We start from the raw sequence: 15,138 nt of genomic DNA on the forward strand, positions 1-15,138 counted from the left end.
CTCTCGACTTCCCTGAGATTTTCCTGTGAACCGTCCCTGTGACCCGCCGGCGCTCGCGGGCTCGCGGATGCGGTGGCGCCGGCTTCACCGTACGGTGCGGCCCGAGCGCCCGCCTCCGCGCCGGGCTGAGCACGGGGGGTCCAGCCGCTGCAACGGCCCGGGAAAGGCGCGCGGCCACATGCGGACCTCGCTCTCCGTGACGCCGCCCATCGCGTTGGGCCATTCGGCTGACAGTCCCCCCTCAGACCCCGTCGATCGAGGGCCGATGTGCCGTGGCCGCTGGCTCCGCCCCGAACGGAGCAGCCGCGCAAGCGGTCCGCGTGCGCAGCCAGTGTGATGGAGGAGTCGGTACCCCTACCCCCGTGAGGCATCTCATGCGCATACGCAGCTCCACCACCACGCTTGTGCTCGCCGGTGTTCTCGCCCTGGCGAGTGGGACGGTCGCCCACGCGGCGGATCCGGTCCCGCAGCCGGACGACAGCCAGCTCGTGTCGACCGCGCCCACCACCACGACGGACTGCGTGTGGGTGCTGGCGCAACACGGCCAACTCAGGGACGAGACCAGCGCGATCTGCGTCCTGACCGAGGACAACGCGCTGTCCGTGGCGGACTGCGTGCGGTACATGGTCTTCAACTACGTTCCGGCCGTCATCGCCCAGCAGGCGTGCCTAGCGGCGAAGCTGTGACCGCCGAGGGCAGCGTGCCGGCGGTCAGGAAGAACATGACGGCATAGGTGAAGCGCCCCGCGCGCACGGCGCCGTCGAACCGGGCGACAAACCGGTCGGCGTCCGCGGGGCCGAGGCGGCCCCGGGCCGCGGCGGTGTGCGCCCAGGTGCGCAGGCCCATGACGTTGTCGGCCGCCGACGGGTCACGCACGACCAGGGTCCGGGCTTCCACGCTGATGTCGCAAAGGCCGCGGTCGGCGAGCAGTCCGGCATGCCGGTGGGCCAGTGTGCCGTGGCGCAGCATCGCCTCGGCCCGGAAGCGCAGCACCTTGCGGGCGAGTTCCTGGTCGTCGATGTCGAGCACCTGGGTGCCGTAGTCCGGGTCCGCCAGCGCGATGCGGCCACCGGGGCGGACCACCCGCACCAACTCGTCCAGCACCCGCCCGGGTTCGGCGACGTGCTGCAGGACCCGGTCGGCCCAGGCACCGTCGAACCGGCCCGCACCGAACGGCAGCCGATGCCCGTCCCCGACAGCGGCACGTCGCACTCCACGCTGCCGCGCCTGCCTGATCATCGTCAGGGAACTGTCGACGGCGACGACCTCCGCCCCGGATGCCGAACGCAGCGCCACCGCGGCGTCCCCCGTCCCCGCGCCGACCTCGAGAAACAGCCCTCCGGCCGTGGCGCGCAACAACTCCCGCAACCGCTGCTTGTAGGCGACGTAGAACGGCTCCGCGCTCAACCGGTCCAGGACCTCGACCCACGCGGAGGGCCGAGCCTGCGCATCCACCGACGTAAAACCGTGCGCACCGGCACCGTGATCGCCCATGGAGGCAATCTTCCTCACCCCGCTTGGTGATCGACGACAACTCCGCCCAACTCGCGGGCCGCTTCCCGACCGGTGACGGCGTCGCAGAACTGCACGGTCCAGTTGCCGGCCGTGACCACGTAGTGCGGCACGTGGCCGTCGCTCATCAGGAGCCGCAGATAGTCGTCGCGAGCCGCCGAGCTGTCGTGAAGTCTGAGCCCGGCATCGCGTCCGGCGCCGACGTCACCGCACGGGCGCGTCTTGGCATCCTTCGTGCCGCACAGCATCTCGCCCGCGGCCTTCTTCCGCTGAGCGCAGCCGACGGCTTCGCCCAACGCGTCGGCGAGCGCGTCGACGCTTCGGAAGACCGGCTCCTTGGGGATGGAAGGCAGCCGGTACAGCGGAGGGAGGACAACCGCGTTCAGGGCCTTCGCGATCTTCTCCGAGTAGAGGGGGGTGTCGTTGGGCAGGACGCGGATGTACCAATTGCCCGCTGCCACGATGGTGGTGCCGCGGGTTCGCCAAGCGGCGATGGAGTCCCCGACCTCGTCCCGGCTGAACTCCTTGCCGTCCAGCACGTGGATCTCGTTCTCCACGGCCGCCCCGCCGATCTCGGCCCTGCAGTCGAGACCGCCGGCCCTCCGCCGAAGCACGTCGCACCCGACACCTCCCCGCTTCAGCGCCGTCACGACGTCGTCCGCCGTCCGGTACCGCGGCGTCGCGGGCACGTTGCCGGGCATCGCGACGAGGTGCTCGGGGCTCGGCGCCTCGAAGGCGTCGCAACCGGTGAGGAACCCTGCCAACAAACATGCGATCAAGGCCGTTGCGGTGCGCTTCATGACGGTCAAGGGTCTCCCTGGGGCCGCATGCGGTCGTTTCAGCCGAGGCTGGTCATCCCCACCCGTCGCGTACTGAACCCTGGCGCCCACCCATCCGTATCCATACAGAGACGGCCTTTCGCCCGGAAGGGGATGAGCCGGATGGGAATCTCGGTGCGCAGGAGGCGTACGGCACTGGGGGCGGGGGTGGGGGCCTGTGCGGCCGCTCTCGTTCTGGTCGGCTGTGGAGGTGGCGGCGGAAACGGGGGGCATGCGGGCGGCTCGGCCAGCCCCGGGGCGACCACGGCCGGGGCGGCGACGCGGGTGACGGTCACCGAGACCGAGTACGCGCTGAAGCTGTCCCGGACGCACTTCACGCCCGGCACCTACACCTTCGTCTCGGACAACCACGGCAAGATCACGCACGCCCTGTCGATCGACGGTCCCGGCGTGGAAGACGCCAGGACCAAGGACGTCCAGAGCGGTCAGGAGGCCACCGTGACGGTGACCCTCAAGAAGGGCACGTACGACGTGTACTGCCCGGTCGACAGCCACAAGCAGCTCGGGATGGACCAGCACATCACGGTCGGCTGAACCCCGGCCCCCTCCTCACGCTCCGCTGACCCGGGTGAGTTCCCAGCTCACCCCCGTCAGCTCCTCCGACAGCGTCCACAGCCGGCGGGCCGCCTCCGGGTCGCTGGCCGCTCGGCTGCGGCCGACCAGGGCCGGGGCGCCGCGCATCTCGCCCAGGCCGTCGGGGCCGACGTAGGCCGCGCCGGGGAGGTCCTGGCTGGCCGCGTACAGCGTGGGCAGGGCGCCGGCCTTGTCGTCCTGGGCGAAGAGTTTGTTGCCGACGACCATGACCGCCCTCGCGAGCGGGTTCGCGGCGTGACTCTGGAGGTTGGTGGCGGCGTAGCCGGGGTGGGCCGCGAGGGCGCGGACGGCGGAGCCGGCCTCGGTCAGGCGGCGCTGGAGTTCCAGCGTGAAGAGGAGGTTGGCCAGCTTGGACTGCGCGTAGGCGCGAGTCGGCGAGTAACGCCCGCGCAGGTTCACGTCCTCGAAGTGGATCACCCCGTCGCCCCCGCGGTGCAGACCGGAGGACACCGTCACCACGCGGTCGGTGACGTACGGCAGCAGCAGGTTGGTCAGCGCGAAGTGCCCGAGGTGGTTCGTGCCGAACTGCATCTCGAAGCCCTGCTTGGTGCGCTGCTCCGGCAGCATCATCACGCCCGCGTTGTTGATCAGCAGGTCCAGCGGGCGGTCCCAGCCGGCCGCGAACTCGCGGACGGAGTCCAGGTCCGCCAGGTCCAGCCGGCGCACCTCCGTGCTGCCGCTCACCCGCGCCGCGGCGGCGCCGCCCCGCTCGAGGTCCCGTACGGCGAACACCACATGTGCCCCGGCCCGCGCCAGCGCCTCGGCGGTGGCGAGGCCGAGTCCGCTGTTGGCGCCGGTGATCACGGCCGTACGGCCGGTCAGGTCGGGGAGGCGGGTCGCGTTCCACTTGCGCGCGCCGCGCGCTTCACTCGTATCAGCCATGGCCCCAAAGTAGGCACCGCCAACAATGCTGTCAATGACAACAATGGTGGCAACGCCAACTATATTGACGTCGTCAACATCGGGATACGATGACCCGCATGTCGCGCATGTCCCGGTCAACCCCGAGCCGCCCCTACCACCACGGGGACCTGCGCGCCGCCCTGCTCAAGAGCGCCGACCGCACCCTGCGCGAAAAGGGCGTCGGCGCCCTGTCGCTGCGCGAGCTGGCCCGGGACACAGGCGTCAGCCACGCGGCTCCCGGCCGGCACTTCAAGGACAAGCAGGCCCTGCTCGACGCCCTCGCCCTGGACGGCTACGAGCGCCTGAACCGCGCCCTCGGCAGCGCCACCCAGCAGCCGGGCCGCACCTTCGAGCAGCGGATGGTCGCCCTCGCCCGGGCCTACCTCGGCTTCGCCGTCGAGAACCCCGAACTGCTGGAGCTGATGTTCGCCCGCAAGCACGACCCCGACAGTTCCGCCCAGTTCGCCGAGGCCGTCGACGAGTCCCTCGGCTCCTTCACCCGGATGATCGCCGACGCCCAGGAGCGGGGCGAAATCGTCCAGGGCGACCCCGAGCGGATCACCATGGTCGCCGCCGCGAACATGCACGGCCTCGCCGCCCTCATCGCCAGCTGCGCCCTGGACGCCGACGAGGCCATGGCCGGCCTCGACGCCCACGTGCACCTGCTGCTGCACGGCCTCACACCCCGGTGACCCGTCCACCCGCCACCGCACGGCCCGCACGCCCCCGCTGAGCCACCCACCGCGCACCTGTGCGCCCCCTGTGCCCCAGGTCAAGTACCGCCCAGCGCCGAGCCATCGCATCGCCATCGAGCGGTAAGCCCACCGCCCGCTTCAGTAACGCGGACGTCAGGATTCCGAAAGCCCCTTGTTGTCGCGTACTCAACAAGCGAGGGTCGTTGCGGGCCGCCGCCCCCACCGATCACCCGTCGGTGGACCCCCACACCCGCAGGCCTCACTCCACCACATCCAGGAGGCTGCACCTTGCCTACGACCACCCTCAACTCCCCCCACATATACGGTAGATGGCGCCGCCTCGGCACCGCGGCAGCCGCCACCGCCGCCCTGCTGACCGCCGGCCTCGCCACCGCCGCCCACGCGGACGCCTCCCCCACCTCCCGCACGACCAAGGTCACATGGACCGCGACCCCGTGCGCCACGCCCAAGCACAAGGGCGAACTCGCCTGCGACTCCTTCCGCGTCACCGGCGGCGTCACCGCGTTCCAGCAGGCCCGGGCCGAGCAGACCGGCAAGGCCGCCGCGGCCGTCACCCCGAAGGCCGCCGCCTCGAGCCCCACCGGCTACGGCCCCTCGGACCTCCAGGACGCCTACGGCCTGACCGACGCCGCCGCCTCGAACGGCTCCGGCGAGACCATCGCCATCGTCGACGCCTACGACGACCCCAAGGCCGAGTCCGACCTCGCCACCTACCGCGCGCACTACGGCCTCGGCGCCTGCACCACCTCCAACGGCTGCTTCAAGAAGGTCGGCCAGACCGGCTCCACCACCTCGCTGCCCTCCGCCGACAGCGGCTGGGCCGAGGAGGAGTCCCTCGACCTCGACATGGCCTCCGCGATCTGCCCGCAGTGCAACATCCTGCTGGTCGAGGCCAAGTCCGCCACCACCGCCAACCTCGGCACCGCGGTGAACGAGGCGGTCGCCCTCGGCGCGAAGTACGTCTCCAACAGCTACGGCGGCTCGGAGTCCTCCTCCGACTCCACCTACGACAGCAAGTACTACAACCACCCCGGCGTCGCCATCACCGTCTCCGCCGGTGACGAGGGCTACGGCGCCGAGTACCCGGCCGCCTCCAAGTACGTGACCGCCGTCGGCGGCACCGCCCTGAAGACCTCGAGCAACTCCCGCGGCTGGTCCGAGTCCGTCTGGAACACCAGCTCCACCGAGGGCACCGGCTCCGGCTGCTCCGCCTACGACGCCAAGCCGAGCTGGCAGACCGACACCGGCTGTGCCAAGCGCACCATCGCCGACGTCTCCGCCGTCGCCGACCCCGCCACCGGAGTCTCCGTCTACGACTCCTACGGCGTCACCGCCGGCTGGTACACCTTCGGCGGCACCAGCGCCTCGGCCCCGATCATCGCCGGCGTCTACGCCCTGGCCGGCACCCCGGGCAGCGGCGACTACCCCGCCTCCTACCCCTACGCCGCCGCCGGCACCTCCGCCCTCAACGACGTCACCAGCGGCAGCAACGGCACCTGCTCCGCCGGCGCGAGCTACCTGTGCACCGCCAGGTCCGGCTACGACGGCCCGACCGGCTGGGGCACCCCGCAGGGCACCGACGCCTTCACCGGCTGAGACCCGGAAACTCCACACGCACGACCACCCCGTCGGGTCACGGGGAGCCGCCACAGGAGGGGCGCGTGGGGTCCCCTCGGCGGCACGGAAAGGAAGACGGGCCACGGCATCCGGCCGCGGCCCGTTTTCCCTGCGCGGACCGCGAGGGCCCCGGCGACGAAACGCCGCCGGGGCCCTCGCCCCTGCACCCGTCCACCCGTGCGCCCGTCCGTGAGAACATCGTCTCGACGCGTCACCCGACCGGCCGTCAGAAACCGCGCACGGTCGTAAGGGAGCTCAACGACGGAACCACACGACAGGTTCCGCACCGGCCTCGTTGCCCGGCGTGACCTGCCGTGATACACAGAGTGACGGTACTAGCCATTTGTGCGAAACCCGCCAGTGATTGACGTCAAGTCGACATACGCCGGCGAGGTTGTCGGCGAGAATGAGGCCTGACCTCTGCACTCCCGCAGGGGCCTTGCGGAACTACCCACCAGGGGCGGTGACTTACATGCTCTTTGCGGCCGACAAGGGAGACATCAACACCATCATCGGCGGGATCGCTCCGGACTGGGGCCCCTTCGGCAGCCTGGGCAACGAGGCCAAGGTGATGATCGAGGTGGTGATGGCCGTCGCCATCCTGCTCTGCCTCGGCATCGCGGTCTGGGGTGCGGCCAAACAGCGGATCGGCGCGACCGCCCTGCGCGACACCTTCAGCGCGGAACAGGGCAAGGGCCTGATCATCGCCGGCCTCACCGGCGTCTTCATCATCGGCTCCCTCGGCACGCTGTTCACGATCGTGTACGGCATGGCGGTCTGACGCCCGTCCCCCCACCCGGGCACGCCCGGCCGTCCCCTCCACCCCACCCACCCGTCGTGCCCACCGGCTGAGGTTGCGTTTCCCTGATGTCGAGTCACCACACCGCGCCCGCGCGGGAACCAGCACGGCTACCGTCGTATCTCTACGAGGTGGAGGGGGCGTACGCGGCATGAGTCCCGAAGACGAGCAGGGGTACGGCGAGGCGGGTCAGACCCGGACCCGCCTGCCCGACAGCGACCCCTACGGCGGCGCACCCCGCAGAACCGGCCGCACGTCCTCCCGGAGCCTGGTCACGGTCGTCGGCGTCGTCGTCCTCCTCATCGCCGCGATCGCCTTCGCGAACCGCGGCGACTCCTCCGACGACGACACGACCACAAAGGGCAGCCAACCGAAGGCGGCCCCCACGGCAGCGAGCGGAACGAAGCCGGTGGGCACGCAGGGCGGCGGCATCCCCTCGGGCTTCGCCCACAACGGACAGGGGGCACAGAGCGCGGCGGCGAACTATGCAGTGGTGCTGGTTTCGGCCGACATCCTCAAACCGGTGTCACGCAGCGAGATCGTCAAGCAGGTGTTCGTCGCCGGCCAGCAGGCCCCGCTGACCGACAAGTTCAACAAGGCCTACGACAAGCAGTTTCTGACCAGCATCGGCCTCGATGCGAACGGGAACGCTCCTGCCGGCCACACCTACGTCTCCCGCACCGCGCCCCTCGGCACCAAGCTCACGGCCTACTCGGACGCCGCCGCCACGGTCGAGGTCTGGTGCACCGGCGTGTTCGGGACCGCCGGTGACGACTCGACCAACCCGGTCACCAGTGACTGGTTCACCATGACCCTCCAACTGCGCTGGGAGGGCGGCGACTGGAAGGTCGACAGCTTCTCTCAAAAGGACGGCCCCGCGCCCGTTCCCGGCGACGACAAGGCATCCAGCGCCGACCAGATGGCCAAGGCCGTCGAGGAGTACGGAGGCTTCACTTATGCCCGGTAGCCAGCGGCGCGTACTCAAGGTCACGACAGCGCTCACCGCCGTGCAGGGAGCCGCCCTGCTGCTGGCCACCCGAGCCGTTGCGGCACCGACGCCATCACCGTCGTCCAACAAGTGCGACCTCATCGTGGGCCCCGCCAAGCAGTACTGCGAAAAGGACAACGGTTCCCACAAGGGGCTTACCGGCAGCACCCCCGACAGCCCCCTCTCCACCCTCGACCCCCTCTCCTCCCTCGCCAAGGGCTGTGCCGACGCCGCCTCCTGGACCATCACCAAGCTCAGCGGCGCCGTGAAGGAGACCGCCAACGTCGACTTCACGAACACCAAGTTCCTGCAGCAGTACGCCGTGGTGTTCGCGGCCTCCACGATCCTCACCCTCCTCCTGTGGCTGCTGGCCGTCGCCAAGCGGGCCGTGCGCGGCGTGCCCCTGACCACCGCCATCTCGGAAGCCGTCGGCTTCCTCTGGCTGACGGTGCTCGCCTCCGCCTTCACCCCGCTGATCCTCTACACCGTCGTGTCCGCCACCGACGGCGTCACCGACGTCCTCGCGAAAGCCACCGGCGACCAGACGGACACGTTCTTCGGCACCTTCTCCGGCGCCCTGAACAAGGGCGACAACATCGGCGGCGGACCGATCATGCTGATCGTCGTCTCCCTGGTCAGCATCCTCGCCGCCGGCGTCCTCTGGCTGGAGCTGGTCATCCGCGCCGCCCTGCTCTACGTCGGCGCCCTCCTCGGCACCGTCGTCTACGCCGGCCTGGTCGACAAGAACCTGTGGGGCCACGTCCGCCGCTGGGCCGGAATCATGATTGCGGTGATCCTGGTCAAACCGGTGATCGTCATCGTGCTGGGCCTGGCGGGCGCCCTGTCCGGCGACAGCGGCCCGGACTCGTTCTCCGCCGTCGTCTCCGGCCTCGCCATCATCCTGCTCGCCATCTTCGCCAGCGCGATGATCTACCGCTTCGTCCCCGGCTTCGGTGACGAGATCGCCGGCTCCCGCAACAACCGCATCATGCAGGGCGCCGAGGGCAAGGCGGCCGCTGTCATCAGCTCCCCCGCCACGCTCGTCGCGCAGGGCATCAAGACCCACAGCTCCCGCGCCGACAACAACGGCGGAGGCGGCGGCCAGAGCAGCGGCCCGCGCCCCGCCAACCCCGCGTCCGGCGGCGTCGCCGCCCACAGCAGCCGTACCTCCGGCGGAGCCGTCCCCTCCGCCGCACCCGCGCCGCGCGCACCCAGCCCGGCCAACACCCCGCACGCCGGCAACACCCGCAACAGCAGCAGCAATCGCCCAGGAGGTGAAGGGCGTTGACGACCGAGTCCCACCTGTCCCATACGGTCACGCCCCGCCGTACGTATCTGATCGGCCGCGCCCGGCCGAACGCGATCATCGGCCGGAACCGCGAGTCCGGCGAGATCGCGCTGATCATCGCCGGCGCGTTCCTCGGCATGATGTGCGGCCTCCTCGTCCCCGTCCTGTCGCTGCGGATCGTGCTGCTGACCGGCTTCCCGTTGCTCGCGCTCGCCGCGGTCTACGTCCCGTACAAGCGGCGCACGTTCTACAAGTGGTTCGAGATCAACCGCAGCTACAAGCGCACCGTCAAGCGCGGCGCCGTCTACCGCTCCGGTGTCGTCGAGGCCGGCACCCGGCTCGACGGCCGTGAGGTCGAGGTCGGCCCGCCGCCCGGGATCGGCCGCATCACCTGGCTCGCCGCGCCGTTCGGGCCCGACGAGATCGCCGTACTCCTGCACGCGGACCGCAAGACCGTCACCGCGGCCATCGAGATCGAGGGCCCCGGCGTCGGTCTGCGCGACTCCGAGGACCAGGAGGCCCTGGTCGACCGCTTCGGCACGCTGCTCAAGCACGTCGCCAACGGGGACGGCTTCGTCACCCGCCTGCAGATGCTCGCCCGCACCCTCCCCGCCGACCCCGACGCCCACGCCAAGGACGTCGCCCTGCGCGGCGACGACCGGGCGCCCGACTGGCTGTCCCGGTCCTACGACCAGCTCCAGTCCATGGTGTCCACCAGCAGCGAGCAGCACCGCGCCTACCTCGTCGCCTGCATGCACTACAGCCGCGAACTGGCCGCCGAGGCCCAGGCCATGGCCCGCGCCGCACGCCCGCAGGCCGGCCGCAAGCTGGACCGGGACGCCGGGCTCGCCGTCGTCATGGCCCGCGAGCTGACCGACATCTGCTCGCGCCTGCAGGAGGCCGACATCCGCGTCCGCCAGCCCCTCGGCCAGGGACGGCTGTCGTCGCTGATCCACTCCATGTACGACCCGGACCACCCCATCGACCACATCCAGGCCATGTCCCAGCGCAACGCCTGGCCGGCCGAACTCGACGCCACCGAGCCCACCTACCTCCAGGCCAAGACCCGCGAGTCCAACACCCGCGCCCCCTGGTGCCATGCCACGGCCTGGGTGAAGGAGTGGCCGATGACCCCGGTGGGCGTCAACTTCCTCGCCCCGCTCCTCGTCCACACCCCGGACGTCATCCGAACGGTCGCCGTGACGATGGATCTCGAGCCCACCGAGGTAGCCATCGAACGCATGCTGACCGAGAAGACCAACGACGTGGCCGAGGCCTCCCGCGCCGCCAAGATGAACCGCACGGTGGACCCCCGGGACATCGCCGCGCACAACCGCCTCGACCAGCGCGGCGAGGACCTCGCCAGTGGAGCGGCCGGAGTGAACCTCGTCGGCTACATCACCGTCTCCTCCCGCTCACCCGAGGCCCTCAACCGCGACAAACGGACCATAAGGGCCTCCGCCGGAAAGTCGTACCTGAAGCTGGAGTGGTGCGACCGCGAGCACCACCGCGCCTTTGTGAACACCCTCCCGTTCGCCACCGGAATCCGAAGGTAGGGGCTGATGCGCTGATGCGGGACCCGCTGTCCGTCCTCACCGACGCCTTCACCTCCTTCCTCTTCGGAAAGGTCGAGACGACCCGGCTGCCGGTGCGCACCTCCACGGGCCAGGCCCAGGCCGTCTATCTCCCGACCGCCGCCCCCGGCCTCGGCGACTCCGGCGTCATCATCGGCCGCGAGGTCTACTCCGGCAAGGGCTACATCTACGACCCCTTCCAGCTCTACGGCCAGCAGCTCCCGGCCCCGCACTGGCTGGTCCTCGGCGAGTCCGGCAACGGCAAGTCGGCGCTGGAGAAGACGTACGTCCTCAGGCAGCTGCGCTTCAAGGACCGCCAGGTCGTCGTCCTGGACGCGCAGGGCGAGGACGGGGTCGGCGAATGGAACCTGATCGCGGAGGAGCTGGGGATAACACCCATCCGGCTCGACCCGACCGCGGCCCTGAACCACGGCATCCGGCTCAACCCCCTGGACCCCGCGATCACCACGACGGGCCAGCTGGCGCTGTTGCGCACCATCATCGAGGTCGCGATGGGCCACGGCCTGGACGAGCGCTCCGGCTTCGCCCTCAAGGTCGCCCACTCCTACGTCAACGAGTCGATCCTCGACCGCCAGCCGGTCCTGACCGACATCGTCGAGCAGCTACGGCACCCCGAGCCGGAGTCGGCGGAGGCGATGAACGTCGCCATAGACGACGTACGGGCCTGGGGGCTCGACGTCGCGCTCGTGCTGGACCGGCTCGTCGACGGTGACCTGCGCGGCATGTTCGACGGCCCGACGACGGTCGGCATCGACCTCGACGCGCCCCTCATCGTCTTCGACCTGTCCCACATCGACCGCAACTCCATCGCCATGCCCATCCTCATGGCGATCGTCGGCGTCTGGCTGGAGCACACCTGGATCCGCCCCGACCGGAAGAAGCGCATCTTCCTGGTCGAGGAGGCCTGGCACATCATCAACAGCCCCTTCGTGGCCCAGCTGTTCCAGCGGCTGCTGAAGTTCGGCCGGCGGCTCGGCCTGTCGTTCGTGGCCGTCGTCCACCACCTCTCCGACGTGGTGGACGGCGCGGCGGCCAAGGAAGCGGCGGCCATCCTCAAAATGGCGTCCACCCGCACGATCTACGCCCAGAAAGCGGACGAGGCGCGGGCGACGGGCCGGGTGCTGGGCCTGCCACGCTGGGCGGTGGAGATCATCCCCACCCTCACCCCCGGCATCGCCGTCTGGGACGTCAACGGCAACGTCCAGGTGGTCAAACACCTGGTCACCGAGACGGAACGCCCGCTGGTCTTCACCGACCGCGCCATGACCGAGTCCTCCAGCGACCGGCTCGCCGACGACGCTCTGCGCGCCGCCGAGCTGGAGGCCGAGCAGCGGGCGGCCGCCTTCGTGGAGCAGCACCTGGGCGACTCCGAATCGACGGTGGCGTAAGGGGAGGAGAGGCAGGAGTGAGACCGGACGACCGCCGTGACGACCGCCGGGAGAGCCAGGGCGGCATCCCCGACGGCCTGCTGATCGGCATACTCGCCTTCCTCCTCGGCATGACCGTGCTGGTCTGGACGGCCACGGGCCTGGCGGGCCTCTTCGCCCACGGCTCCTGGCCGTCCGGCGTCACCTTCACCCGCACTCCCCTGGCCATGCGCCACCTCATCGGCGAACCCCACGACCTCCCCGGCGCCTGGCCCGACACACCCGCGGCCCAGCTCTCCGGCTGGGGCCTGTTCTGGGGCCTGCTCATCGGCCAGCTGATGGCCCTTTTCGTCCTCGCCCTGTTCGTGATGGGAACGGTGGCCCGCTGGCGGGCGGGGAAGGTACGGAGAGCCTTCGACAGGGGCGCGGCGAAGGGGGCGCCGCTATCCGTACCGGTGCCGGTGCCCGAACCGCGCGGCGAACCGGAACGGGAGCCGGAGCCCCGGCCGGTGGAACGCGCCCCGCAGACGCCGGAGCCGGTCGCACAGCCGACGACGGCCGGGCCGGGCGGGTCCGGCGCCGCCCATGCTGCCGGCGGTGAAGTGGTGGCCGCTGGTGAACAGGTGGCCGACGGTGAACAGGTGGCCGACGGTGAACAGGTGGGCAGGTGGGAAACGCAGCGCGCCGAAGCCGGTGTGCACTACGCACCCCCCGCCACCCGCCGCACCACGGCCGTCCAGGCCATCCGGGACGCCCAGGGCCCGACCCTGGTCCTCACCTCGGACACGGCCCTCTGGTCGGAGACCAAGGACGCCAGAGCGAAACTGGGCCCCGTTCTCCTCTACGACCCCACACACCTCTGCGACACCCCGGCCCGCCTCCACTGGTCCCCCGTCACCGGCTGCGAGGACAGGCAAACGGCCCTCCAGAGAGCCACCGCCCTCCTGGCCCCCGTCCAGCCCACCGCCAAGCTGGACCAGGCCGTGGCAGACACCGCGACAACGCTTCTGCGCAGCTGTCTGCACGCCGCCGCCCTGGACAACCGCACCGTCCGCCATGTCCACCGCTGGTCCCAGGGCACCCAGATCCAGGACGCGGTACGCACTCTCCGTACCCACCCCAAGGCCGCCCCCGGCGCCGCGGGCGAACTCGAGGCCGCCCTCACCGCCCACCCCGAACGCCGGGACATGGCCCAGGAACTGACCAGCCGTGCCCTCGCCGCCCTTTCCACGGTCAACATCCGCGAGGCCTGCACTCCAAACCGAACTGATGCGCTCGCCTTGGATTCCTTCGTCAACGAAGCGGGAACGCTTTACGTGGTAGGTGAATCCATCGAGGACCCCAGGACCCGTCCCGGAGCGATGCCCTTCCTGACGGCCCTCGTCTCCAGCGTGGTCGAGCGCGGCCGGCACATGGCCGAACGGTCATCCTCCGGTCGGCTCGACCCACCACTCACCCTGGTGCTGGACGACGTCGCCGCCGTCGCCCCGATCCCGCAACTCCCCGACCTGCTCGCCACGGGAGCCGACCAGGGCCTGCCGACCCTGGCCCTGCTCCGCTCCCGTGAACAGGCCCGCTCCCGCTGGCCGCACCGGGAACTTCCGGTATAGATCGCCTACGCCGACCGCTCCAGCACGAACTCCAATTCCTTCTCCCCCTCGTCCTTCGAGAACGCCACGACGACTCCGCTCGGCACGAACCCGGCCTTGCGGTACGCCCCCTGCGCCCGCGCGTTGTCCTCGTGCACGATCAGCCGCACCCGCTCGGCACCGCGCTCCCACGCCCACGCCACGCCGGCGTCGAACAGCGCCTTGATCAGCCCGTTCCCGCGATGCTCGGGCCGCACGAACACGCCGACGACGTGCCCCTGCCGCTGGTGGACCGGATATCCGGCCCAGTCCGTCGTCCCGGCCTCCTCCATGAGTACGGTGACGGTCCCGGCCCAGGTCCCGTCGGGCGCCTCGGCGATGAACTGCCGGGCGCCGCTGCCCTCCTCGGCCGACCGCGCGGCCCGCTCCTGGTAGAAGGAGTCGGGCTGGTCCAGGGCGTCGTCGTAGGTCTCCAGGAAGGCGATGTTCGCGACCGGATCGCGCAGCGCGTCGAGCCGAAGCTGCTTCACCGCCGGCCACTCGTCGGGTCGTATCGCACGGACGACATAATCGTCGCTGGTCAGGCTGGTCATGGGGTCACCGTAGTGCCCGCTCTTGTCAGTGGCACCTCATATTGTGGCCGTATGACAACACTGCCCCAACGGCCGCGTACCGCCTTGCTGGTCATCGATGTACAGAACGGCGTGCTGGTGCCGGGCTCGCCGAACCGTGAGGACGTCATCGCCAACATCAGCACCCTCATCGACAGAGCCCGCGCGGCGGACGTGCCGGTGATCTGGATCCAGCACCAGGACGCGGAACTGGTGCCCGGCACCGAGAGCTGGGAGTACGTCCCACAGTTGAAGCGACTCGACTCCGAGCCCCTCGTCGCGAAGCGCTACCGGGACTCCTTCGAGGACACCGACCTGGAGACGGTCCTGGCCGAGCGCGGAGTGGGCCACCTGGTCGTCACGGGTGCCCAGACGGACTTCTGCGTCCGCTCGACCCTGCACGGCGCCCTGGCCCGGGGCTACGACGCGACGCTGGTCGCCGACGCCCACACCACGGAGGACCTCACCGAGTGCGGCGCGCCGGCGCCGGAGCAGGTGATCGCCCACACCAATCTCTATTGGAGCGGTCAGCATGCGCCCGGCCGCCGCGGCGGAACCATGAATACGGCCGAGGTGACCTTCTGAAAGCAGAAAACCCCCGCATCGATTGATGCGGGGGTTTTCCCAATAATTGTTCGGCGGTGTCCTACTCTCCCACAGGGTCCCCCCTGCAGTACCATCGGCGCTGTGAGGCTTAGCTTCCGGGTTCGGAATGTAACC

General features: G+C 70.4%; 15 protein-coding genes and 1 rRNA gene. 11 read left to right on the plus strand and 5 right to left on the minus strand.

Annotation, left to right across the window (positions count from 1 at the left end; all coding sequences use genetic code 11):
• Nucleotides 1–374 precede the first annotated feature (374 nt).
• On the plus strand, nt 375–686 hold the full coding sequence (locus ACZ404_RS25775; protein ID WP_468443736.1) for a hypothetical protein: 312 nt from the start codon (nt 375–377) through the stop codon (nt 684–686).
• Here ACZ404_RS25775 and ACZ404_RS25780 read toward each other — a convergent pair.
• Nucleotides 649–1,494: a methyltransferase domain-containing protein gene (locus tag ACZ404_RS25780; protein ID WP_468443738.1), complete on the minus strand. Its 846-nt coding sequence runs from the start codon at nt 1,492–1,494 to the stop codon at nt 649–651. The genes ACZ404_RS25775 and ACZ404_RS25780 overlap by 38 nt on opposite strands.
• A gap of 14 nt (nt 1,495–1,508) precedes the next feature.
• On the minus strand, nt 1,509–2,312 hold the full coding sequence (locus ACZ404_RS25785) for a hypothetical protein (RefSeq protein ID WP_468443740.1): 804 nt from the start codon (nt 2,310–2,312) through the stop codon (nt 1,509–1,511).
• Nucleotides 2,313–2,615: 303 nt separating this feature from the next.
• Between ACZ404_RS25785 and ACZ404_RS25790 the strand changes: the two genes are divergently transcribed.
• Nucleotides 2,616–2,885, plus strand: coding sequence for a plastocyanin/azurin family copper-binding protein (locus tag ACZ404_RS25790; protein WP_468443742.1), 270 nt, complete (start codon nt 2,616–2,618; stop codon nt 2,883–2,885).
• Nucleotides 2,886–2,900: 15 nt separating this feature from the next.
• Here the strand turns inward: ACZ404_RS25790 and ACZ404_RS25795 are convergent, their stop codons facing one another.
• The gene (locus ACZ404_RS25795; protein ID WP_468443744.1) at nt 2,901–3,827 is read right to left on the minus strand and encodes an oxidoreductase; all 927 of its coding nucleotides are present in this window, start codon (nt 3,825–3,827) and stop codon (nt 2,901–2,903) included.
• 98 nt (nt 3,828–3,925) lie between these two features.
• On the opposite strand from ACZ404_RS25795, the gene ACZ404_RS25800 reads away from it, so the two are divergent.
• The 8 genes from ACZ404_RS25800 (at nt 3,926) to ACZ404_RS25835 (ending at nt 13,828) form a co-directional block, all read left to right on the plus strand.
• On the plus strand, nt 3,926–4,540 hold the full coding sequence (locus tag ACZ404_RS25800) for a TetR/AcrR family transcriptional regulator (RefSeq protein ID WP_468443746.1): 615 nt from the start codon (nt 3,926–3,928) through the stop codon (nt 4,538–4,540).
• 291 nt (nt 4,541–4,831) lie between these two features.
• On the plus strand, nt 4,832–6,160 hold the full coding sequence (locus ACZ404_RS25805) for a S53 family peptidase (protein WP_468443748.1): 1,329 nt from the start codon (nt 4,832–4,834) through the stop codon (nt 6,158–6,160).
• Nucleotides 6,161–6,653: 493 nt separating this feature from the next.
• Nucleotides 6,654–6,962 (plus strand): hypothetical protein, encoded by a 309-nt coding sequence (locus tag ACZ404_RS25810; protein ID WP_014673544.1) that lies wholly within the window; start codon nt 6,654–6,656, stop codon nt 6,960–6,962.
• Nucleotides 6,963–7,131: 169 nt separating this feature from the next.
• Nucleotides 7,132–7,947 carry a DUF8175 domain-containg protein gene (locus ACZ404_RS25815; RefSeq protein ID WP_468443750.1) on the plus strand — a complete coding sequence of 272 codons (816 nt, stop codon included), beginning with the start codon at nt 7,132–7,134 and terminating at the stop codon, nt 7,945–7,947.
• The gene (locus ACZ404_RS25820; protein ID WP_468443752.1) at nt 7,937–9,256 is read left to right on the plus strand and encodes a hypothetical protein; all 1,320 of its coding nucleotides are present in this window, start codon (nt 7,937–7,939) and stop codon (nt 9,254–9,256) included. The genes ACZ404_RS25815 and ACZ404_RS25820 overlap by 11 nt, the downstream gene beginning before the upstream one ends.
• Nucleotides 9,253–10,812 carry an SCO6880 family protein gene (locus ACZ404_RS25825; protein WP_468443754.1) on the plus strand — a complete coding sequence of 520 codons (1,560 nt, stop codon included), beginning with the start codon at nt 9,253–9,255 and terminating at the stop codon, nt 10,810–10,812. Before ACZ404_RS25820 ends, ACZ404_RS25825 begins: the two co-directional genes overlap by 4 nt.
• Nucleotides 10,813–10,826: 14 nt before the next feature.
• Complete coding sequence (locus ACZ404_RS25830; protein ID WP_468443756.1) at nt 10,827–12,239, plus strand: ATP-binding protein; 1,413 nt, start codon at nt 10,827–10,829, stop codon at nt 12,237–12,239.
• Nucleotides 12,240–12,256: 17 nt separating this feature from the next.
• Complete coding sequence (locus tag ACZ404_RS25835; protein ID WP_468443758.1) at nt 12,257–13,828, plus strand: type IV secretory system conjugative DNA transfer family protein; 1,572 nt, start codon at nt 12,257–12,259, stop codon at nt 13,826–13,828.
• A gap of 5 nt (nt 13,829–13,833) precedes the next feature.
• Here ACZ404_RS25835 and ACZ404_RS25840 read toward each other — a convergent pair whose 3' ends face one another.
• Entirely contained in the window at nt 13,834–14,400 is a 567-nt protein-coding gene (locus tag ACZ404_RS25840; RefSeq protein ID WP_468443760.1) for a GNAT family N-acetyltransferase, read from the minus strand.
• 51 nt (nt 14,401–14,451) lie between these two features.
• On the opposite strand from ACZ404_RS25840, the gene ACZ404_RS25845 reads away from it, so the two are divergent.
• A complete protein-coding gene (locus tag ACZ404_RS25845) occupies nt 14,452–15,003 on the plus strand; it encodes a cysteine hydrolase family protein (protein ID WP_468443762.1) in 552 nt (183 codons plus the stop codon).
• 48 nt (nt 15,004–15,051) lie between these two features.
• On the opposite strand, the gene rrf is transcribed toward ACZ404_RS25845, so the two are convergent.
• A 5S ribosomal RNA gene (rrf, locus tag ACZ404_RS25850) occupies nt 15,052–15,138 on the minus strand; the annotation flags it as partial.

Source organism: Streptomyces sp. NPDC030798, assembly GCF_055572275.1.